At 50.0% G+C, this 16,746-nt stretch carries 16 protein-coding genes; 13 read left to right on the top strand and 3 right to left on the bottom strand.

Going from position 1 to position 16,746, the window contains the following annotated elements; all coding sequences use genetic code 11:
• Positions 1-194: 194 nt before the first annotated feature.
• Complete coding sequence (locus CHH60_RS10610) at positions 195-2,084, top strand: rhamnogalacturonan lyase family protein (RefSeq protein WP_095359168.1); 1,890 nt, start codon at positions 195-197, stop codon at positions 2,082-2,084.
• A gap of 30 nt (positions 2,085-2,114) precedes the next feature.
• Positions 2,115-3,116 (top strand): formylglycine-generating enzyme family protein, encoded by a 1,002-nt coding sequence (locus CHH60_RS10605; protein WP_095359167.1) that lies wholly within the window; start codon positions 2,115-2,117, stop codon positions 3,114-3,116.
• Positions 3,117-3,126: 10 nt separating this feature from the next.
• Here CHH60_RS10605 and CHH60_RS10600 read toward each other — a convergent pair whose 3' ends face one another.
• From CHH60_RS10600 to CHH60_RS10590, 3 genes are all read right to left on the bottom strand, one after another.
• Entirely contained in the window at positions 3,127-4,242 is a 1,116-nt protein-coding gene (locus CHH60_RS10600; protein ID WP_095359234.1) for an MFS transporter, read from the bottom strand.
• 74 nt (positions 4,243-4,316) lie between these two features.
• Positions 4,317-4,862 (bottom strand): TetR/AcrR family transcriptional regulator, encoded by a 546-nt coding sequence (locus CHH60_RS10595; protein ID WP_095359166.1) that lies wholly within the window; start codon positions 4,860-4,862, stop codon positions 4,317-4,319.
• Positions 4,863-4,935: 73 nt separating this feature from the next.
• The gene (locus CHH60_RS10590) at positions 4,936-5,706 is read right to left on the bottom strand and encodes a DeoR/GlpR family DNA-binding transcription regulator (protein WP_095359165.1); all 771 of its coding nucleotides are present in this window, start codon (positions 5,704-5,706) and stop codon (positions 4,936-4,938) included.
• A gap of 210 nt (positions 5,707-5,916) precedes the next feature.
• Here CHH60_RS10590 and CHH60_RS10585 point away from each other — a divergent pair, with 210 nt between their 5' ends.
• From CHH60_RS10585 to CHH60_RS10535, 11 genes are all read left to right on the top strand, one after another.
• Complete coding sequence (locus CHH60_RS10585) at positions 5,917-6,882, top strand: metallophosphoesterase family protein (RefSeq protein ID WP_095359164.1); 966 nt, start codon at positions 5,917-5,919, stop codon at positions 6,880-6,882.
• Between the two features lie 41 nt (positions 6,883-6,923).
• Positions 6,924-7,781, top strand: coding sequence for an EamA family transporter (locus CHH60_RS10580; protein ID WP_095359163.1), 858 nt, complete (start codon positions 6,924-6,926; stop codon positions 7,779-7,781).
• Between the two features lie 388 nt (positions 7,782-8,169).
• Positions 8,170-8,592: a nucleotidyltransferase family protein gene (locus CHH60_RS10575; RefSeq protein WP_369680179.1), complete on the top strand. Its 423-nt coding sequence runs from the start codon at positions 8,170-8,172 to the stop codon at positions 8,590-8,592.
• 181 nt (positions 8,593-8,773) lie between these two features.
• Positions 8,774-9,505 carry a YdcF family protein gene (locus CHH60_RS10570; protein WP_095359162.1) on the top strand — a complete coding sequence of 244 codons (732 nt, stop codon included), beginning with the start codon at positions 8,774-8,776 and terminating at the stop codon, positions 9,503-9,505.
• 183 nt (positions 9,506-9,688) lie between these two features.
• Positions 9,689-10,210 (top strand): hypothetical protein, encoded by a 522-nt coding sequence (locus tag CHH60_RS10565; protein ID WP_095359161.1) that lies wholly within the window; start codon positions 9,689-9,691, stop codon positions 10,208-10,210.
• Positions 10,211-10,288: 78 nt separating this feature from the next.
• Positions 10,289-11,170, top strand: coding sequence for a TIGR01777 family oxidoreductase (locus CHH60_RS10560; protein ID WP_095359160.1), 882 nt, complete (start codon positions 10,289-10,291; stop codon positions 11,168-11,170).
• Between the two features lie 168 nt (positions 11,171-11,338).
• Positions 11,339-12,340 (top strand): beta-ketoacyl-ACP synthase III, encoded by a 1,002-nt coding sequence (locus CHH60_RS10555; RefSeq protein WP_095359233.1) that lies wholly within the window; start codon positions 11,339-11,341, stop codon positions 12,338-12,340.
• A complete protein-coding gene (locus CHH60_RS10550; protein ID WP_255247887.1) occupies positions 12,330-13,550 on the top strand; it encodes an ATP-grasp domain-containing protein in 1,221 nt (406 codons plus the stop codon). The genes CHH60_RS10555 and CHH60_RS10550 overlap by 11 nt, the downstream gene beginning before the upstream one ends.
• The gene (locus tag CHH60_RS10545; RefSeq protein ID WP_095359159.1) at positions 13,547-14,542 is read left to right on the top strand and encodes an NAD-dependent epimerase/dehydratase family protein; all 996 of its coding nucleotides are present in this window, start codon (positions 13,547-13,549) and stop codon (positions 14,540-14,542) included. The genes CHH60_RS10550 and CHH60_RS10545 overlap by 4 nt, the downstream gene beginning before the upstream one ends.
• Positions 14,536-15,396 carry an MBL fold metallo-hydrolase gene (locus CHH60_RS10540; protein ID WP_095359158.1) on the top strand — a complete coding sequence of 287 codons (861 nt, stop codon included), beginning with the start codon at positions 14,536-14,538 and terminating at the stop codon, positions 15,394-15,396. Before CHH60_RS10545 ends, CHH60_RS10540 begins: the two co-directional genes overlap by 7 nt.
• A complete protein-coding gene (locus CHH60_RS10535) occupies positions 15,393-16,709 on the top strand; it encodes a F390 synthetase-related protein (protein ID WP_095359157.1) in 1,317 nt (438 codons plus the stop codon). The genes CHH60_RS10540 and CHH60_RS10535 overlap by 4 nt, the downstream gene beginning before the upstream one ends.
• Positions 16,710-16,746 lie beyond the last annotated feature (37 nt).

Genomic DNA, 16,746 nt, shown 5'->3' with positions numbered 1-16,746 from the left:
AAACTTCTCCCGTTGACAAGTAAGAACAGGTTGGATAGAAATAGCTGTTGACCGGGCAGCCGGAGGCAAAGCGATTATCACTAAACCAGATCAGTCGATCTCACTCGACTGGGTCATGGGGAGGAGGTAGTAGGCTTTGCCTTTTTCGATATGTATAGTGGTAGGTTAATCCAAATAATGGAGGGGAAGCGTTGATGAAATCCATAACGACTGCAGCAAGAAAAAATAGAGTATGGTTAACCTGGCTTTTGGGTGGATTGATAGTGTTGTCTGGTATAACTTCACCGGAAGGCAGTATACCTCGGGCACATGCTGCAGGAGGGTCTGTGCCGCGCCTGGTTGAAGATCTGGGAAGAGGTCTTACTGCCGTATATCTGGGTGATAACAAAGTATATCTTAGCTGGCGTCTGCTGGGTACCGAGCCACGGCAGGTTACATTTGATATTTATCGCCGTACTGGGTCCGAAGAGATCAAGCTGAATGATCAGCCACTTGCCCAAGGAACGAACTACACAGATGAGGATGTAGATGTAACCCAGAGTCATACGTATATTGTGAAGTCTTACGTGAGTGGGACTTTGCAAGGGAAAAGTGCAGAGGTGGAGCTCGCAGTCGACCCTGAGATTCGCAATTACTTCCGTATTCCATTGCAAGACATAACGTCCAATCCTTCCGATTATTTTGTGCAGCATGGCTGGCCAGGTGATCTGGATGGCGATGGAGAATACGAAGTTGTGGTGACCCGGATCCCTGTTAATGGAGGCAACAAATATGTGGAGGCGTACAGCCTGACCGAAGGCTTTCTCTGGCGGATTGATCTCGGTCCCTATAGTGTTACAACCATTGATACCTATAACGCGCCACCTGCTTCCGTCAGCGAATTCGGGGTTGCAGGACTTGGCGGGTGGCGGGATAACGACAATATTACCGTGTTTGACCTCAATAGTGACGGGAAGGCCGAAGTGCTGCTGCGTACCTTTGAAGGTGTGATCTTTGCGGATGGCAAGGTTATCTCTGCTTCAGCCGAGCGTGCGCAATATGTGTCTGTGGTGGATGGATTGACTGGTAGAGAGGCAGCACGCACAACCATTGCCAATGATTATGCAGCCGATGGTCCGCTCAGCGGCCACTTCGGCATTGCCTATCTGGACGGGGAGCATCCCAGCTTAATTACAGCACTTAAGAATCGTGCACTTAGTCGCAATTTTCAGTATATGACGTCAGCTTATGACTATACAGGTGGAGCATTGAACGAGCGTTGGAGACACGCCGGAGCGGACGGCGAATTTTTCCACCAGATTCGCATATTAGATCTCGATGAGTATGGGAAGGACGAGGTTTCCTTTGGCGGCTGGGCACTGGATGATAACGGAGAAACGTTATACAGTCTGCCTGGTGTAGTTCATGGCGATCGTTTCCATATCACGGATATCGATCCAAGTCGGCCGGGATTGGAACAATTCGGTATCCAGCAGGCCGAGAATGGAAATGTTAATCAATTTCCTTGGTTTTATGCCGATGCGAAAACGGGCGAAATTATTCGCACAGGAGAACTTCCGCAGGACGTTGCACGGGGGACACTGGCCGATATTGATCCGCGGCACCGCGGGCTTGAGATGTGGTCCAGCTCAGGCAATATTTACAACGTGGACGGCGAAGTGATCAGTTCAGTCCAGCCTTCGACCAATTTCAGAATTTGGTGGGACGGGGATGTGCTGGGTGAACTGCTGGACAAGAATTTTGTGGAAAAGTGGGACTGGGATCAGAATGGTACGATACGTCTGTTTACCGCAGATGATATTCGTGTGAATTCCAGAAATGCTCCCATTCTGTACGGTGATCTGCTTGGAGACTGGAGAGAAGAGGTTCTCTACGAAACAAGTGACTTCAAGGAGCTGCGCCTGTACACAACAACGATACCTTCTGACGTCCGCATCTACACACTGCCGCATAATCCGGCATATCGCAATGGCCTGGCTGTAAAAGGATACATGCAATCCCTCCTGACGGATTATTATCTGGGTGACGGCATGTCAGAACCTCCGTATCCGAATATTCGTCCAGCTGTGTACAATAAGGACTAGGCCATAATCCCGCGGAAGGAGATGTTTCAGATGCATGATCAGCTTCGCCAAAGCACATCATCCTGCTGCTGTGCTGCAAGTCGAGGCGGGCAGTTGAAGGAGAAGACCGTTCCTTCTAGCACATCGGAGGTTTTGGCTTCCAGTGAGCTTGATTCGCCATCGGCTGGTGAGAAGGAATCGGGACGCATCTTAATTGAAGGTGGACGTTTCCTGATGGGTACGAATGACCCCGAGGCCTTTGCAGCCGATGGAGAAGGACCTGTCAGGGAGGTCAAGGTAGACTCCTTTTACCTGGATGCCTGTACGGTCACCAATGCTGAGTTTGAACGATTTGTAAGGCAGACAGGCTATCAGACTGAGGCTGAACAATTTGGCTGGTCCTTTGTGTTCCATGCGTTCGTCCCTTCGCAAACGGCAGCACAAGTTCGAACAGTAGTTCAGCAAACGCCCTGGTGGTGGGTTGTTGAAGGTGCAGATTGGGCACACCCTGAAGGTCCGGACTCGCATATCCGTGACAGGGGTGACCATCCGGTTATCCATATTTCCTGGAATGATGCTAACGCCTATTGTCACTGGGCTGGTAAACGGTTGCCAACCGAAGCCGAGTGGGAATATGCAGCCCGTGGGGGATTGATTCAGAAGAAATACCCTTGGGGAGATACCTTGCGGCCTGAAGGCCAGCACTACTGCAACATATGGCAGGGCGTTTTCCCAACCAAAAACAATGCAGCGGACGGTTACGCGGGTACGGCTCCATCCAGATCATTTCCACCGAACGGGTACGGATTGTATAACATGGCAGGCAATGTGTGGGAATGGTGTGCGGACAACTACGTCACAAATCACGAGAAGCCTGTAATGGCTGATTCTAAATTGTACGATGAAGTCCGCAAGGTGTTAAAAGGGGGTTCCTACCTATGCCATCGCTCCTACTGCAATCGTTACCGAGTGGCAGCAAGAATTCCAAACACACCGGATACATCCACTGGGCACATCAGTTTCCGATGTGCCGCGAATGTGTCGACCGTATAGCTGCTAGACGTCAATCTGCTACTTTGACCCGAATCAGCAATCCAAACAGCCCCAACACCGCAAACGCGATAAATGCTGTCGTATTGGAGAATGCATCAATCGTGTAACCCGCAATGGAAGAGCCAAAGAACTGCCCCGCACCCAGTGCAAGAAAGGCAAGGCTAATCCCAATCGACGTATTTGGACGAAATAGTCTGGTCGCCCACACGATAAACACGCTGGTCAGGAAGATGTAGGTGCTCCCGAACATAACGGCAGACGTCAGGCTCGCGGTCATGGATGGCAGAATAATAACACCAAGGGAGATGGCGAGCAGCAGGATACCGACATGATAGGAACGCCCGATTCCAATTCGTTCGATAATTCGGCCGGCACATCCGCCCAAAATCCCCAAAATCCCCATCACAATCCAGAACAATACGGCTTCCGAATCGGAGGCCCCTTTTTCGTCCGTCAGAAAGCTTCGCGCGAACGTCCAATAGATTGCAGAACTAAAGCCTGTCAATAGGGAAGCCATAAGCAGAGCCATACCAGGTCTAGTAGGTTTCATGCATGCCCAGAGTGATTTGGTGCAAGGTTCGGTTTTGCGTGGCGAAAGAACGCGTCTGTTCCACAGCAAAACCAAAACACCAAGAACGGCGAAAAAAATATAGGACCAGCGCCAGTATTCACTGAACAATAGATAAATTGGACCGGAAACGATAATGCCGAAGCTTGTTCCCGTGTTAATCCAGCTGTTACCTCGGGCCTGCTGCTCAGGCTGAAGTTCCGCATAGACGGTGTTACCCAAGGCAGGAGAAGCCAGGCCTGTGCTCAGTCCGGCGAGAAATACGGCTATGGTTAGGACCAAGGCATTTGGAGAAAGGGCGATGCCAAGTAAACCAAGTATGGCGCTTATGCCTGCCATTTGAATAACCGGGTAGTGACCGATGCGATTAATAATCAAAGGTGCAATGATTAAAGAGAGACAATAGGCAATATAAGTAGCCGAATTGATTGCACCCGACTGGGTATCATTCAGCTGCAGCGATTCCGAAATTTCCGGCATAAACAGACCATAACTGAATCTTCCAAACGCATAACATACCGAAATAAGTGCAATTCCGGGAAAAATAATTCTTTTCAACATATCCACCGCCTTTTTAGATAGAACGATCATTATATTTCTGCTGAAATAAAAAAAGTGAGTTGAACTATAACTCACCCGGTGTGGGACAACTTGAAACTGTTTCGAGTCATGTCAAGCAGTTCCCGGCAGACAATACTTACATCTTGAGTCTCAGCGAGCGCGGTGGAGCCCTCCAAGAGTAGGGAAAATCGGATCATATCCCGATCCGTAATGGACGCATCCAATTTTTTTATCAGGGTCATCACATGTTTTTTGTGCGTATGCACAGCTTGAACAATCACATGTTCCGGATCGCCGCCAAACTCTTCCTTGGCACGCAAGAACATACAACCCCGGGACTCGTGCTCCATCAGCCAGCGTGCATGCCCTTCAGCTAAATTCAGAAACAGGGGCTGTGCCTTGTTATCGGCATACTGTCTCAGCTGTTCCAGATATCGCTGTTCTCTACGAAGAAGAACCTCCACGATGAGGTCATCCTTGGAATCAAAGTGATTATATAAAGTCATGATAGCAATATCTGCATCCGTGATAATCCGCTTCAGGCCAATGGAGTGAAATCCATGATGATAGAATAAATTTTCTGCCACGTTCAACAGCATTTCCTTTTTGCTGCTCATAGCTGCAATCTCTCCCTTTAGAATCAGATAGAACGATCATTATACCCCAAATTATAACAATTCAATTCGATTGTCAAATTCTGTGAACCATTTCAATCTCCATTCCGTGCAGCGTGTCTACCCACTCTGCGGGACATCCATCGTCCGTGATGACCATGGAGATCTGATCCAGGGGTGCAATCTGCGCAAAGGTGGAGCGTCCAAATTTGGTGTGGTCCGCTACAAGAATGGATTCCTCCGCACGTTCCATCATCTTACGGGAGATCAGGGCTTCCTCCAGCATATAATCTGTGATGCCATCCGTTAACGATATACCGCCGGCAGAGATGAAGGCTTTATTGACTTTGAATTGATTCAACAATTCATGAGCAAGATGACCCGTCGAGGCTTGTACCGCTGGATTGATATCGCCTCCGGCAAAAATGATCTTACCTGCGAAATCCTCCAGAGCACAGGCAAGAATGGGCACAGAGTTGGTAATAACCGTGATCTGCGACCGATTTTTCAGCTGGCGCATGATTTCAAGCGTCGTTGTCCCGTTGTCCAGCATTACGGTTTCCCCATCCTCAATCAGAGATGCTGCAGCAGCGCCGATACGTTGTTTTTCGGTCATTTGCAATAATGAACGCTTCTGAAAAGGGTCTTCAATCATTCCTGAGCGCACACGTACTGCACCGCCATAGACTTTACGCAATTCTCCTTCTTTTTCAAGCCGGTCCAAATCGCGCCGGATGGTCTCCGTTGATACCTGAAAGTGGTCAGCCAGCAGCTGCACCTGAACTTTTCCCTGGGTGGCCAATTGAGCTAGAATGGTCTGTCTTCGTTCTTCGTAGGTTAATGACATACAATGTCCTCCCGTATTCCATTTCGTACTTTTTCTATTCTACGTTAATTTTTATACTTCTAGCTACAGTATGCTTGTTGCATGACCGGAATAAATGTATTGACAGGATGAAGAGGTGGAGATAAGATCGGATCAAATAATCAACATGAAACCACAAAAAACCACAGAGATGTGGTGTATGTACATAACGAACCATTAGGGGGAACCGATATGAGACGTCAGCTTGCATTTCAAGCGGATGAAACGTTCAAAATTGTTCAGTTCACGGATCTGCATTGGAAAGATGGTCGGCCTGAAGACTTGCGTACCCGTCAGTTGATGAAAACGGTCATCGAAACAGAGCAGCCGAACCTGGTTGTATTTACGGGAGATGTAATCTACACAGGACCCGTTGATCCAGGGAAAAAGGCGTGCGAGTATCCAGAACAGGCCTTCCGCGAAGCCGTATCTGTTGTGGAGGAATGTGGGATTCCGTGGGCATTTGTGTATGGTAATCATGATACCGAAAATCGGATTACACCGGCTGGTCTGATGGATGTCATTCAGGAGCATCACCATACGGTAACGGAACCGGGTCCGGGAGAAATTGCAGGCCTGGGCAATTACACACTTGAGATTGCAGGAGTGGATGGCACTCCCGCAGCCGTGTTGTATTTTCTTGATTCGGGAAGCTATTCTTCGTTCCCGGAGATCCCCGGTTATGGTTGGGTTCAGCCCAATCAGATCCAGTGGCTGATGTCTGAATCCACACGCGTGAATCCCGGCCGCAGCCGCGGGGAGAAGCTTCCAGCCTTGGCGTTTTTCCATATCCCGATTCCGGAATATCAAGTGATGTGGGACACTCAGACATGTTACGGCAGCAAGCACGAACCGGTCTGTGCTGCACAAGTCAACTCCGGTCTGTTCTCGGCGCTGCTGGAGATGGGAGATGTGATGGGGACGTTCTGCGGACATGATCACGTGAATGATTTTCACGGCGAACTACACGGCATTCGTCTCTGTTACGGGCGCTCGAGCGGGCACAATACCTATGGAAGAGAAGGTATGCTGCGCGGAGGAAGGGTCATTCAGCTGCAGGCAGGTCAGCGCAGCTTCGATACCTGGATTCGTCTTGAAGACGGATCACTTGTCATGGAACAGTCGGAACATCAACCTGAGAGCACTTCAGCGAAATAGAGTTCATTAGAGCAAGGCGATTAGAGAGGAATTAATAACGTATGATTTTACCGATATTTCTGGTGCTCGCATCCGGAATGGCTCATGCCGTCTGGAGCATGTTCACCAAACGAAGTTTGAATAAAAGTGTGTTTCTGTGGTCCATTATGATGATTCCTACCGTCATCCTGCTGCCTGTACTCATTGTGGAGTTGGTACGTGAACCCTTAACCATGCCAGCTTATGCCCTGTTGGTTTTGTCGATGGCTCTGCAAGCGTTATATTCCTGGCTGTTATCCCAAACCTACGAGCTTGGTGACTTGTCTCAGATTTATCCGATTATGCGGGGAACGAGTACCTTGCTGGTGCCTCTGATCGGTGTCTTTTTCCTGGGAGAAACCCTGTCTTCGTTCGGATGGATCGGGATTGCCTGCATGCTCGGTGGATTTCTGGTACTAAGCGGGGTAGGAGGAAAAGATGCCAAGCAGGGCTCACGGACACAGGGATTGAAGCCAGTATTGATGGCTTTATGTGTGGGACTATGCACGACCAGTTATGTATTTGTGGACAAATTAAACCTGCAGCATATCTCGCCCTTATCGTTGCTTGAGGTGACAAACATCGGATTTGTTGCCGGACTGACACCGGCGCTCCTGGCTTCCCGGCAACTACGCCAGGAGTGGAAAGTGAACCGATCCACCATTATGCTTGGGGCACTTTTGAACCCAGGTTCGTACCTGTTATTCCTGTTTGCTTTAGAGCAGGCTCCCATGGCGAGATTGGGCCCTTTGCGTGAAGTGGGAACGGTATTTGCGGCGTTCCTCGGCATTTTATTGTTAAAAGAGCAGCAGGGGAAAAAGCGAATTCTCTGCTCCATCATCATTTTTGGTGGAATCCTGCTGATCGGCATGTGGGGATGATTCCAATTCCAGGTCATGGATACATGGTGTATGTCCTTGCTGCTGTTCCGGGCTTCTGAAGCTTCCAAATAAACCTTTCAAATCCCCTCAGTGGAGACATACCTTAAGGAGCATCTGTCCAAGATGATCTTCCAGGTATGGGCTGAGGGGATTTATCTATTTTATCGAAGGTACTTAAGCATGGTATATTGGAGTCAGACGAGTTCAAAGAGGTAGAGTCAAATAGAACCTAAAGAGCAAAGAAGTAAGGAGAGGATCAGGTGCTGCTTGAGGAGAGATTCATCCAGTCCATTAAGGCACATGAGAAATTAATGCTTGATTTGCGGCAGGTTCGGAGCCTGGAGCTGCCTCAGTGTTACATCGGTGTGGGGTATATTCGTAATTACATTTGGATCTTCTCCATGGATATACTCGGCGCGAACTGCACAGCGATATTGATGTGGTATACTTCGATCCCGAGGACCTGGATGAAGGGCGCGATGTACAATTGGAGCAGCAGCTGCGGAAGGCGACAGGCAATCCCAAGTGGTCTGTGAAAAACCAGGCGAGAATGCATCTGCGCAATGGCACAGTGCCTTATCAGTCTACAGAAGATGCCCTGCGATACTGGCCTGAGATCGTAACGGCCATAGGCGTTCAGCTGGATGAACAGGACCAGATTGGGTTCTGTGCCCCGCATGGATTAGATGACCTGTATGCGTTAACTGTTCGCCGCAGTCCATTATACGAGAATGTCATGGAGTACAACCGGCGTGTAGAGAAGAAGCGCTGGCAGGAGCAATGGCCGAAGCTCACAATTGTGAAGGGATGAGTTTCAGGGGTCGTAATGGACCTCCTAGCGAACATGCTTACATACGATCCATGGAGCCTGGTGGCAGATTTGGGTCGTAACGAACATTCATATCATTTGTTTATTTGGTATACAACAGCCTGGTTATGGGATCCGTAGAGAACCGAGCGGTGCAGGTTTAAGAAGGAGTGTTACCCGGTTAATGAAAAAGTTTATTCAAGATAAAGGCATGATCATTGATCTTGTTTTCGTAGCCTGTTTTATCGTTTTTCTGATACTCTGGGGCCGAAATTTCGCGGTGATGTTTTTTGGGCTGCTTACGGTGGCTTTTATCATACTACGACGGATTGACTACCAGAAGCACATGGTGCTTAAGCGTATTTTGTTAACGGTGTTCGGTATTGGTGCCGTTTCCTTTGTCATTATTGAAGCACTGGTATTTACACAGCTGAATGCGAATGATCCGGAGCAGGCGGATTATGTCATTATCCTGGGGTCAGGCATCAAAGGCAGAGAGTTATCACTGACGCTGAAGCAGAGGCTGGATGCCAGTCTGGACTATATCCGCAACCACCCGCAGACGCCGGTTATTGTATCCGGAGGCCAGGGGCCAGGGGAGTCTATACCAGAAGCACTCGCCATGAAAAATTATCTTGTAGAACAGGGGATTACGCCAGCCCAGGTAATTATGGAAGACAAGTCAACCAGCACGCAGGAGAATATGGCCTTTTCCAAAAAAATCATAGACGAAGCGGGGCTGGAGCACCCCGAGATCATGATTATCACCAGTGACTACCATATGTTCCGTTCCAAGTACTTGGCTGCCAAAAATGGCTACGCTGCCGAATACGGCATTTCTGCCCCGTCTCCGGGATACCTGAAACCGATCAACATGATCCGTGAGTATTTTGCGGTGGTCAAGGCTTTTATGTAGAGTTATCTTCTCTATTCATTTAAAAGTTTCATGAGGTTCAAATTCATAACATGGTGCAAAAAGCAGTTGAGCAGAATGGATTCTGGCTTGACTGCTTTTTGTCGTTGTTCAAGTGAATTCAAGGATACTCAGCCAAATCATGTTATAATATACGTCATTAATAGATGAACGATGTAGGAGTGAATGACGATTACCACTTATTTGTTACCTGCTCTCTATGAGCAAAAGAAGATTTCAACGAACGACATGGAAGAAATTGTACGCCTGCTTGCACAAGCACCATTATTATATGATGACGGCTCAAGCATCCGGGTTGAGGATTTCACGGAAGGCTTGGACATGGACGTCAAGCATGAAGTTCGGCCTGCTCTAATGGAACTGTATGACCTGGCTGTTAAGGCCTGTCGCCAGTTCCCTGATCCGTCTGCCTATGAGCAGCTTCAGGATGCCCTGGGATTACAGGCAGAACTGTGGCAGGAAGAAGTGCTTGATCTTGTCTCGTGGATGACCTGGCTGAAGCAGGTTGGGGAAGGACAGAGGGCCCTGCCGGAGTATGATTTTGCAAGCATGCTTGGGACACTGCCTGAAGGATTTATGATTCATGATTTCTATGATGAACTCCGTTATCAGCTGGAGCAGAATCCGTCAAACACCTGGGCTATTCAAGAGCGGGATCGGCTGTTTGCAGCCATGGGTGCCAGATAACATCGAACGAAACGTGCAGTAACCGTGTTTATCCATATATGAGGGATTGTCTTATCCTTATGGAAATGAGGGGATCACGTGAAGAAGGTTGTATTGGCCGGAGGTACGGGATTTGTCGGTCAGGATTTTGCACAAAGATTCAGGAAACTTGGATATGAGGTGCTCATCATCTCACGTCAGCCAGGTCATATAGCCTGGAAGGACTCCGATGGTATCAGGCAAGCACTTGAAGGTGCCGAAATGTTGATTAATCTGGCCGGGAAATCTGTAAACTGTCGTTACACCGACGAGAATCACAGGATTATCCTAGAATCCAGGACCAGCACGACACGTATTCTTGGCGAGTCTATCCTTGAATGTGAACATCCGCCTAAACTATGGATCAATTCAAGTACGGCCACGATATACAGACATGCAGAAGATCGCCCCATGACAGAAAAAGAAGGTGAGATTGGCTCCGGATTCTCGGTGGATGTTGCCAAGGCGTGGGAACAGGCTTTCTTCGAATTCAGTCTGCCTTCTACCCGCCAGATTGCCTTGCGAATTGCGATTGTGCTTGGCAAAGGCGGCGTCATGGAGCCGCTTACAAATCTGGTGCGTTTTGGCTTGGGTGGGTCACAGGGACCCGGAACACAGCAGTTCAGCTGGATTCATATTGAAGATTTGTTTCGCATGGTCCTTTATCTTCAGCAGCATCCAGCACTTGAAGGGGTGTTTAATGCTTCGTCTCCGCATCCGGTTACCAATCGCCAACTGATGGAGAGCCTGAGACGTCATATGGGCGTCCGCATTGGGCTTCCTTCTCCTCGCTGGATGCTTGAAGTAGGAGCGCGATTTATTCGGACCGAAACGGAGCTGGTCCTCAAAAGCCGCTGGGTTATCCCAGAGCGGATAGAGCAGGAAGGGTTCACGTTTATATACGATACGCTCGACACTGCACTAGATGAGATTCTGAAATAGTTTGAATTACGGAATAACAATATTGAATATAATGTTTCATTCGGAAGGGCAGATGATCTGCCCTTCTGCTGTATGTTCTGGAGATTCGGGTCTGCTGGCGTTTCGGGATCTCTGGTGCAGAGTAAAAGTCATTTGATCAGTCAGATGAAACAGAAAGAGGTTGGGGAAATGCAACTTAGAAGAGTGAGAATTGCCGGAACGGGCAAGTATCTGCCGGAGCAAAAGGTAACGGACGAGGAGCTGGATATCCGCTTGAATGTGCCGGCAGGTTGGGTGTCCAAAGCCACGGGCGTAGGTGTTCGCCATTATGCTTCCGGTCAGGAAACGTCTTCGTTCATGGGGGCGAGGGCTGCAGAAGCTGCGCTTGCCGACGCAGGACTGCGATTTGCCGACATCGACTGTCTGGTGTGCACCAGCGGTACGAAGGAGCAGCCTTTGCCAAGTACAGCGGTATTCATTCAACAAGCCATGGGAGAACAGGAATCAGGCATACCGGCATTCGATATGGATGCAACCTGTTTGAGTTTCCTAAACGGTCTGGACGTCATTTCCTATATGGTGGATGCGGGTCGTTATCGCCGGGTACTGCTCGTAGCAACGGAGATTGCCTCTGCAGGTTTGAATTGGTCGGATAAGGAGAGTGCGGCCCTCTTTGGCGATGGAGCCGCTGCGGTCATTATCGAACGTTCCGAAGAAGGGCAATCTTCCCGGATTGTGCATGCTTCCCTGAAGACCTACAGCCGAGGGGCGAGATTCTCGGAAATTGCTGGTGGGGGGACACGGCTGCATGCCTCCAATTATGTGGCCGATCAGCCGGAGCCTTACCTTTTTCACATGGATGGGCAGGCGATCTTCCGGATGGCTTCCAGGCTTCTTCCCGGATTCATGGACGATATGCTGAAGGCCTCCGGAAACCGGATGGAAGATTTTAAGCTGGTCATTCCGCATCAGGGCAGTGCCATGGCCATGAGATTGATCCGCAAAAAATTAAATATTTCCGAAGACCGCTTTATGGACATTACACGAAACCATGGGAATACCATTGCCGCATCCATTCCCATGGGACTGCATGAGGCGATCAAGCAGCAGCGTATTCGGCGAGGTGATCGGGTGCTCCTGATCGGAACGGCCGCTGGATTGTCATTGGGAGGACTTATTTTTGATTACTAGATTGAGAGAATCGAATGACGCTGCTGCAATCCGAAATGTATTACTCACTGGGGGGCGTGCTCCCGTTACACTAGATCTGGCACGCATGCTCAAGCGCGCAGGTTATCGTGTGTATGTTGCGGAGAGTGCATCACGTCATCTATGCAGATTGTCCGGTGCAGTGGAGCAATGCTTTGTTGTACCATCCCCGCGTCATGAAACGGCGCAATATCTGTCTGAGCTCGAACGGATTATTCAAGCATCGCAGATCGACCTGCTACTTCCGATGTGTGAAGAAGTGTTCTATATTGCGCAGGGAGCAGAGAGATTGCGTCCGTATTGCCACGTTCTTGTTTCTCCACTGGAGCAGCTGCATAAGCTGCATCACAAGTTTCATTTTATCCAGCTTGCGCAATCTATGGGCCTTGCTGTACCGGATACGCGTTTGGTTCGCAGCCGTGAAGAATGGATTCAAACCCAATCGGTTCTGGAAACGGACCGGAAGTGGGTATGGAAGCCGGTATATTCCCGATTTGCCGCCAGAGTTCGCATGCCGGGCTCACGGAACGTTCCTCCGAGTGAGGCAGAAATATCATCAGCCCTCCCCTGGGTAGCTCAGGCTTACGTTTCTGGGCGAGCATTGTGCACATACAGCGTTGCGCATGAAGGGAACATGGTGGCTCATACCACGTATGACAGCCGCTATCGCACAGGCAGTGTCGGGGCTAGTGTCTATTTCGAACACGTGGAACACGAGGGTACATATGAGTGGGTTCAGCAATTTGTAGAGGCTACCGGATTTAGTGGTCAGATTGGTTTTGATTTTATTGAAGGAACGGAGGGCCGGGTGGTTGCAATTGAGTGTAATCCCAGGGCTACGAGTGGAATCCATCTCTTCTACCCAGGAGATGAATTGGTACGAGCCATCACTGCGCCTGAGTCGCTGGTGAAGGAAGGTATCCTGATAACGCCCAAGCAGCACAGCAGGGCCATGCTCATGCTGCCGATGCTGGGCAGCGGATTGCAGCAGATGGGACGACGGGATAAGTGGCGAGCATGGATGACTGCCTGGCGAGGTACTAGAGATGTCGTACACATTCAGAATGATAGACGCCCCATGCTGGAACAAGTGGCCGTTGTGCTATCCGCCTGGCGTCTTGCACGCAAGTACAAGCTATCTCTGACTGAAGCATTGACTCACGACATAGAATGGAACGGTGAACAACCATGAATAGAGCATTGGTTACAGGAGCAACAGGCTGTTTGGGCAGACATCTGGCGCTAAGGCTTGCAGAACAGGGCTGGAAAGTGACGGGCATGGGCCGAAAAAAAGAATATGGTATGCAGCTGGAAGCCCATGGTATTCAATTTTATCAAGGTGACCTGCGTGACAAGTCAGTAGCAGCCGAGGCATGTACCCATCAGGATGCTGTCTTCCACTGTGCGGCGCTATCGTCGCCTTGGGGCAAATACCAGGACTTTTACAGCAGCAATGTGGAAGCGACGCAGCATTTGGTCGATGGTTGCAGGCGAGCGGGGGTACAGCGATTCATCCACGTATCAACGCCCAGTGTGTATTTTAATTATATACCCCGGTATGACATTCATGAGGATGACCCCATGCCAGCCAAACCAGCGAATCATTATGCAGCGACCAAAAGAATGGCAGAGCAAGTGGTATTGCATGCCCATGCGAATGGACTTCCGTCCATCATGATTCGCCCGAGAGCCATCTTCGGTCCGTATGATCAGACGCTTTTTCCCAGAATCGTTGCAGCTAACCGTAAATCAGGTGTGCCCATGATTGGCGGCGGCCAGGCTGTCATTGATCTCACCTGTGTGGATAATGTCGTGGATGCGCTGCTGTTATGCTGGAATGCGCCGTCTGCAGCGCTGGGGAGGGCATACAATATTTCCAATGGCGACCCGAGGCCGTTTCGCGAACTGGTGAGTCATCTGTTTGAATTACTGGGTATGCCGCTGCATCGCCGAAATATTCCCTACAGAGCTGCTTATGGAGCAGCATCGCTGCTGGAGAGTGTGCATCGTCTCCTGCCTATGCTTGGCGAACCGCAGCTAACCAGATACACCGTGGGTTCGTTAGCCATTCCGCAAACGCTGAATATTCATGAAGCCCGAGAGCGGATAGGATATACACCGCGAGTAACCATTGAAGAAGGCCTGCAGCAGTTTGCAGATTGGTGGAGGGCAGAATCATGCTGACAACAACGAAGGTAGAACTTCATCTGGGGGCGGCAGGCCTCTGTACCCATCCGGAGTTTCTGACCATTCGGGGCGGAAGTTTACGGCCAGTGCCCTTTCCTGCAGGCTTTGCCTGTATTATTCATCCCGTGCATGGTCCGATGCTGCTGGACACGGGATACAGCTCCCGTTTCTTCAAGGAGACGGCACATCTGCCCAATGCGTTGTATCGACATATTACACCTGTGGTGTATCGTGAAGAGGACAGTGCGGTACAATTCCTTGCTCGGTTAGGTTTAAAAGCGGTGGATATTCGTTTCATTATTCTCTCCCATTTTCACGGCGACCATATCGCAGGGGTGCGTGACTTCCCGGAGGCGCAGTTCATCTATCTGCCCCAAGCGTATGAGGCCGTGCGACCACTCGGCCCGGTTGCTGCAGTGAAAGCCGGGTTTCTATCCGGACTTTTGCCGGGAGATTTTGCAGACCGTTCTTTGCCCGTGATGAGACAATCTGAGAGATGGACGAAGGCGGGAGACGACTTCCCTTTTTCTGAGGTATACGATCTTTTTGGTGATGGCAGCCTGCTTGGTGTAGAGGTATCGGGTCATGCAGAAGGCATGATGGGCATCCTGCTCAGCACGGGGGAACAGGACTACTTCCTGTGCGCGGATGCGGTTTGGTCTAGCCGGGCTTTCCGTGAACAGCGCAGACCGCATGCACTGGCAGGCATCATCATGTCAGATCGCTCCGAATACAGAATGAATTTTGACAAGCTCGTTCGGCTGCACCAGCAGTTTCCCGAGATTCGGATTGTACCCAGCCACTGCCTGGAAGCGCTGAATGCGTGGGGGACGGGAGGGAATTACATATGAGCACCATGCGTATAGTCTATCATTATGCATTGGCACGTGGACTGCGAAAATGGAAATCACGTAAGGAGCTCGAACACTGGCAGGAACGTCAGATCCTTCGGCATATCGGGCGAGTTCGTGTACAGTCTCCGTTTTACCGAGAGTGGTGGGGAGATGCTGAAACATCCACCTGGAGGAGCTTTCCAATAATCGATAAAACGATCATGATGCAGCATTTCGATCAGCTCAACACGGTCGGGATTTCGAAGAACGAAGCCATGACCCTCGCAGGTGAAAGTGAGGACACACGTGATTTTAAGCCGTCCGTTCAAGGCATTACGGTTGGTCTTTCCTCCGGGACATCGGGGAACCGGGGATTATTTCTTGTGAGTGAGCGGGAGCAGGACGCCTGGACGGGGACAGTGCTGGCCAAACTGCTGCCTGGTGGGCTGTGGAAGCCTGCCAAGATAGCCTTTTTCCTGCGGGCTAACAGTAATCTGTATGAGTCGGTGCAGCGGGGCAAGCTGCAATTTCGATATTTTGATCTGCTGGAACCCGTGCATACCTTGGTCGAGCGTATGGAAGAGTATCGTCCTACCGTGTGGGTAGCTCCCCCATCCATGCTGAGAATGCTGGCCGATGCTTATCAAGCGGGTTCGTTGACCGTGTCACCCGAGAAAATCATCTCTGTGGCCGAAGTCCTGGATCCGCTCGATCGCAAGGTGCTGGCGCGTGTCTTTGGTCAAACCATTCATCAAGTCTACCAATGTACAGAGGGTTTTCTGGGTGCGACCTGCCGTCTTGGCACACTGCATTTGAATGAAGATATTGTCCATATCGAAAAAGAGTTTATTGATCCTGCTTCCCGGCGATTTGTCCCCATTATTACGGACTTCTCCAGAACATCACAGCCGATAATCCGCTATCGGCTGAATGACATTCTAACCGAGGCGGCCGTCCCATGTGACTGCGGCTCTCCCTTTACTGCCATTGAGCGGATTGAAGGCCGCTGTGATGATACGCTTTATTTTTCACATCGTGATACAAGCGAGGAAGTACCTGTATTTCCGGACTTCATCACCCGTGCGGTCATTGCCGCTTCTTCGGATCTGGAGCACTACCGGGTCGTTCAGCGTATGGACGGATCATTGGAAATCGCTCTTCGACTTGGGGGGAATATTGATGATCTCGAGCTGGTAAAGACCGAGGTGCAGCGTCAACTGCTGAAACTGGGGGAGCGGCTTGAGTGTATTGTGCCACAGACGGATTATGTTCCCTATACATTCGAACCGGGAATGACCAAGCTGCGCAGAGTGGAGAGACAGCGTGCTTGAACTTGGACTTGAGTGAAGCGGATATTCCGCTATGTTC

Origin of the sequence: Paenibacillus sp. 7523-1, assembly GCF_002276415.1 — a bacterium.
In the GTDB taxonomy this organism is placed as follows: domain Bacteria; phylum Bacillota; class Bacilli; order Paenibacillales; family Paenibacillaceae; genus Paenibacillus; species Paenibacillus illinoisensis_A.
Note: the sequence above shows the minus strand (reverse complement) of the source record. Positions and strands in the feature narration are given on the sequence as shown.

Excerpts from the sequence above, each read along its gene's own strand:
- CHH60_RS10610 (WP_095359168.1), top strand. The coding sequence starts at position 195 with ATGAAATCCATAACGACTGCAGCAAGAAAAAATAGAGTATGGTTAACC.
- CHH60_RS10605 (WP_095359167.1), top strand. The coding sequence starts at position 2,115 with ATGCATGATCAGCTTCGCCAAAGCACATCATCCTGCTGCTGTGCTGCA.
- CHH60_RS10595 (WP_095359166.1), bottom strand. The coding sequence starts at position 4,862 with ATGAGCAGCAAAAAGGAAATGCTGTTGAACGTGGCAGAAAATTTATTC.
- CHH60_RS10590 (WP_095359165.1), bottom strand. The coding sequence starts at position 5,706 with ATGTCATTAACCTACGAAGAACGAAGACAGACCATTCTAGCTCAATTG.
- CHH60_RS10585 (WP_095359164.1), top strand. The coding sequence starts at position 5,917 with ATGAGACGTCAGCTTGCATTTCAAGCGGATGAAACGTTCAAAATTGTT.
- CHH60_RS10580 (WP_095359163.1), top strand. The coding sequence starts at position 6,924 with ATGATTTTACCGATATTTCTGGTGCTCGCATCCGGAATGGCTCATGCC.
- CHH60_RS10570 (WP_095359162.1), top strand. The coding sequence starts at position 8,774 with ATGAAAAAGTTTATTCAAGATAAAGGCATGATCATTGATCTTGTTTTC.
- CHH60_RS10565 (WP_095359161.1), top strand. The coding sequence starts at position 9,689 with ATGACGATTACCACTTATTTGTTACCTGCTCTCTATGAGCAAAAGAAG.
- CHH60_RS10555 (WP_095359233.1), top strand. The coding sequence starts at position 11,339 with ATGCAACTTAGAAGAGTGAGAATTGCCGGAACGGGCAAGTATCTGCCG.
- CHH60_RS10545 (WP_095359159.1), top strand. The coding sequence starts at position 13,547 with ATGAATAGAGCATTGGTTACAGGAGCAACAGGCTGTTTGGGCAGACAT.
- CHH60_RS10540 (WP_095359158.1), top strand. The coding sequence starts at position 14,536 with ATGCTGACAACAACGAAGGTAGAACTTCATCTGGGGGCGGCAGGCCTC.
- CHH60_RS10535 (WP_095359157.1), top strand. The coding sequence starts at position 15,393 with ATGAGCACCATGCGTATAGTCTATCATTATGCATTGGCACGTGGACTG.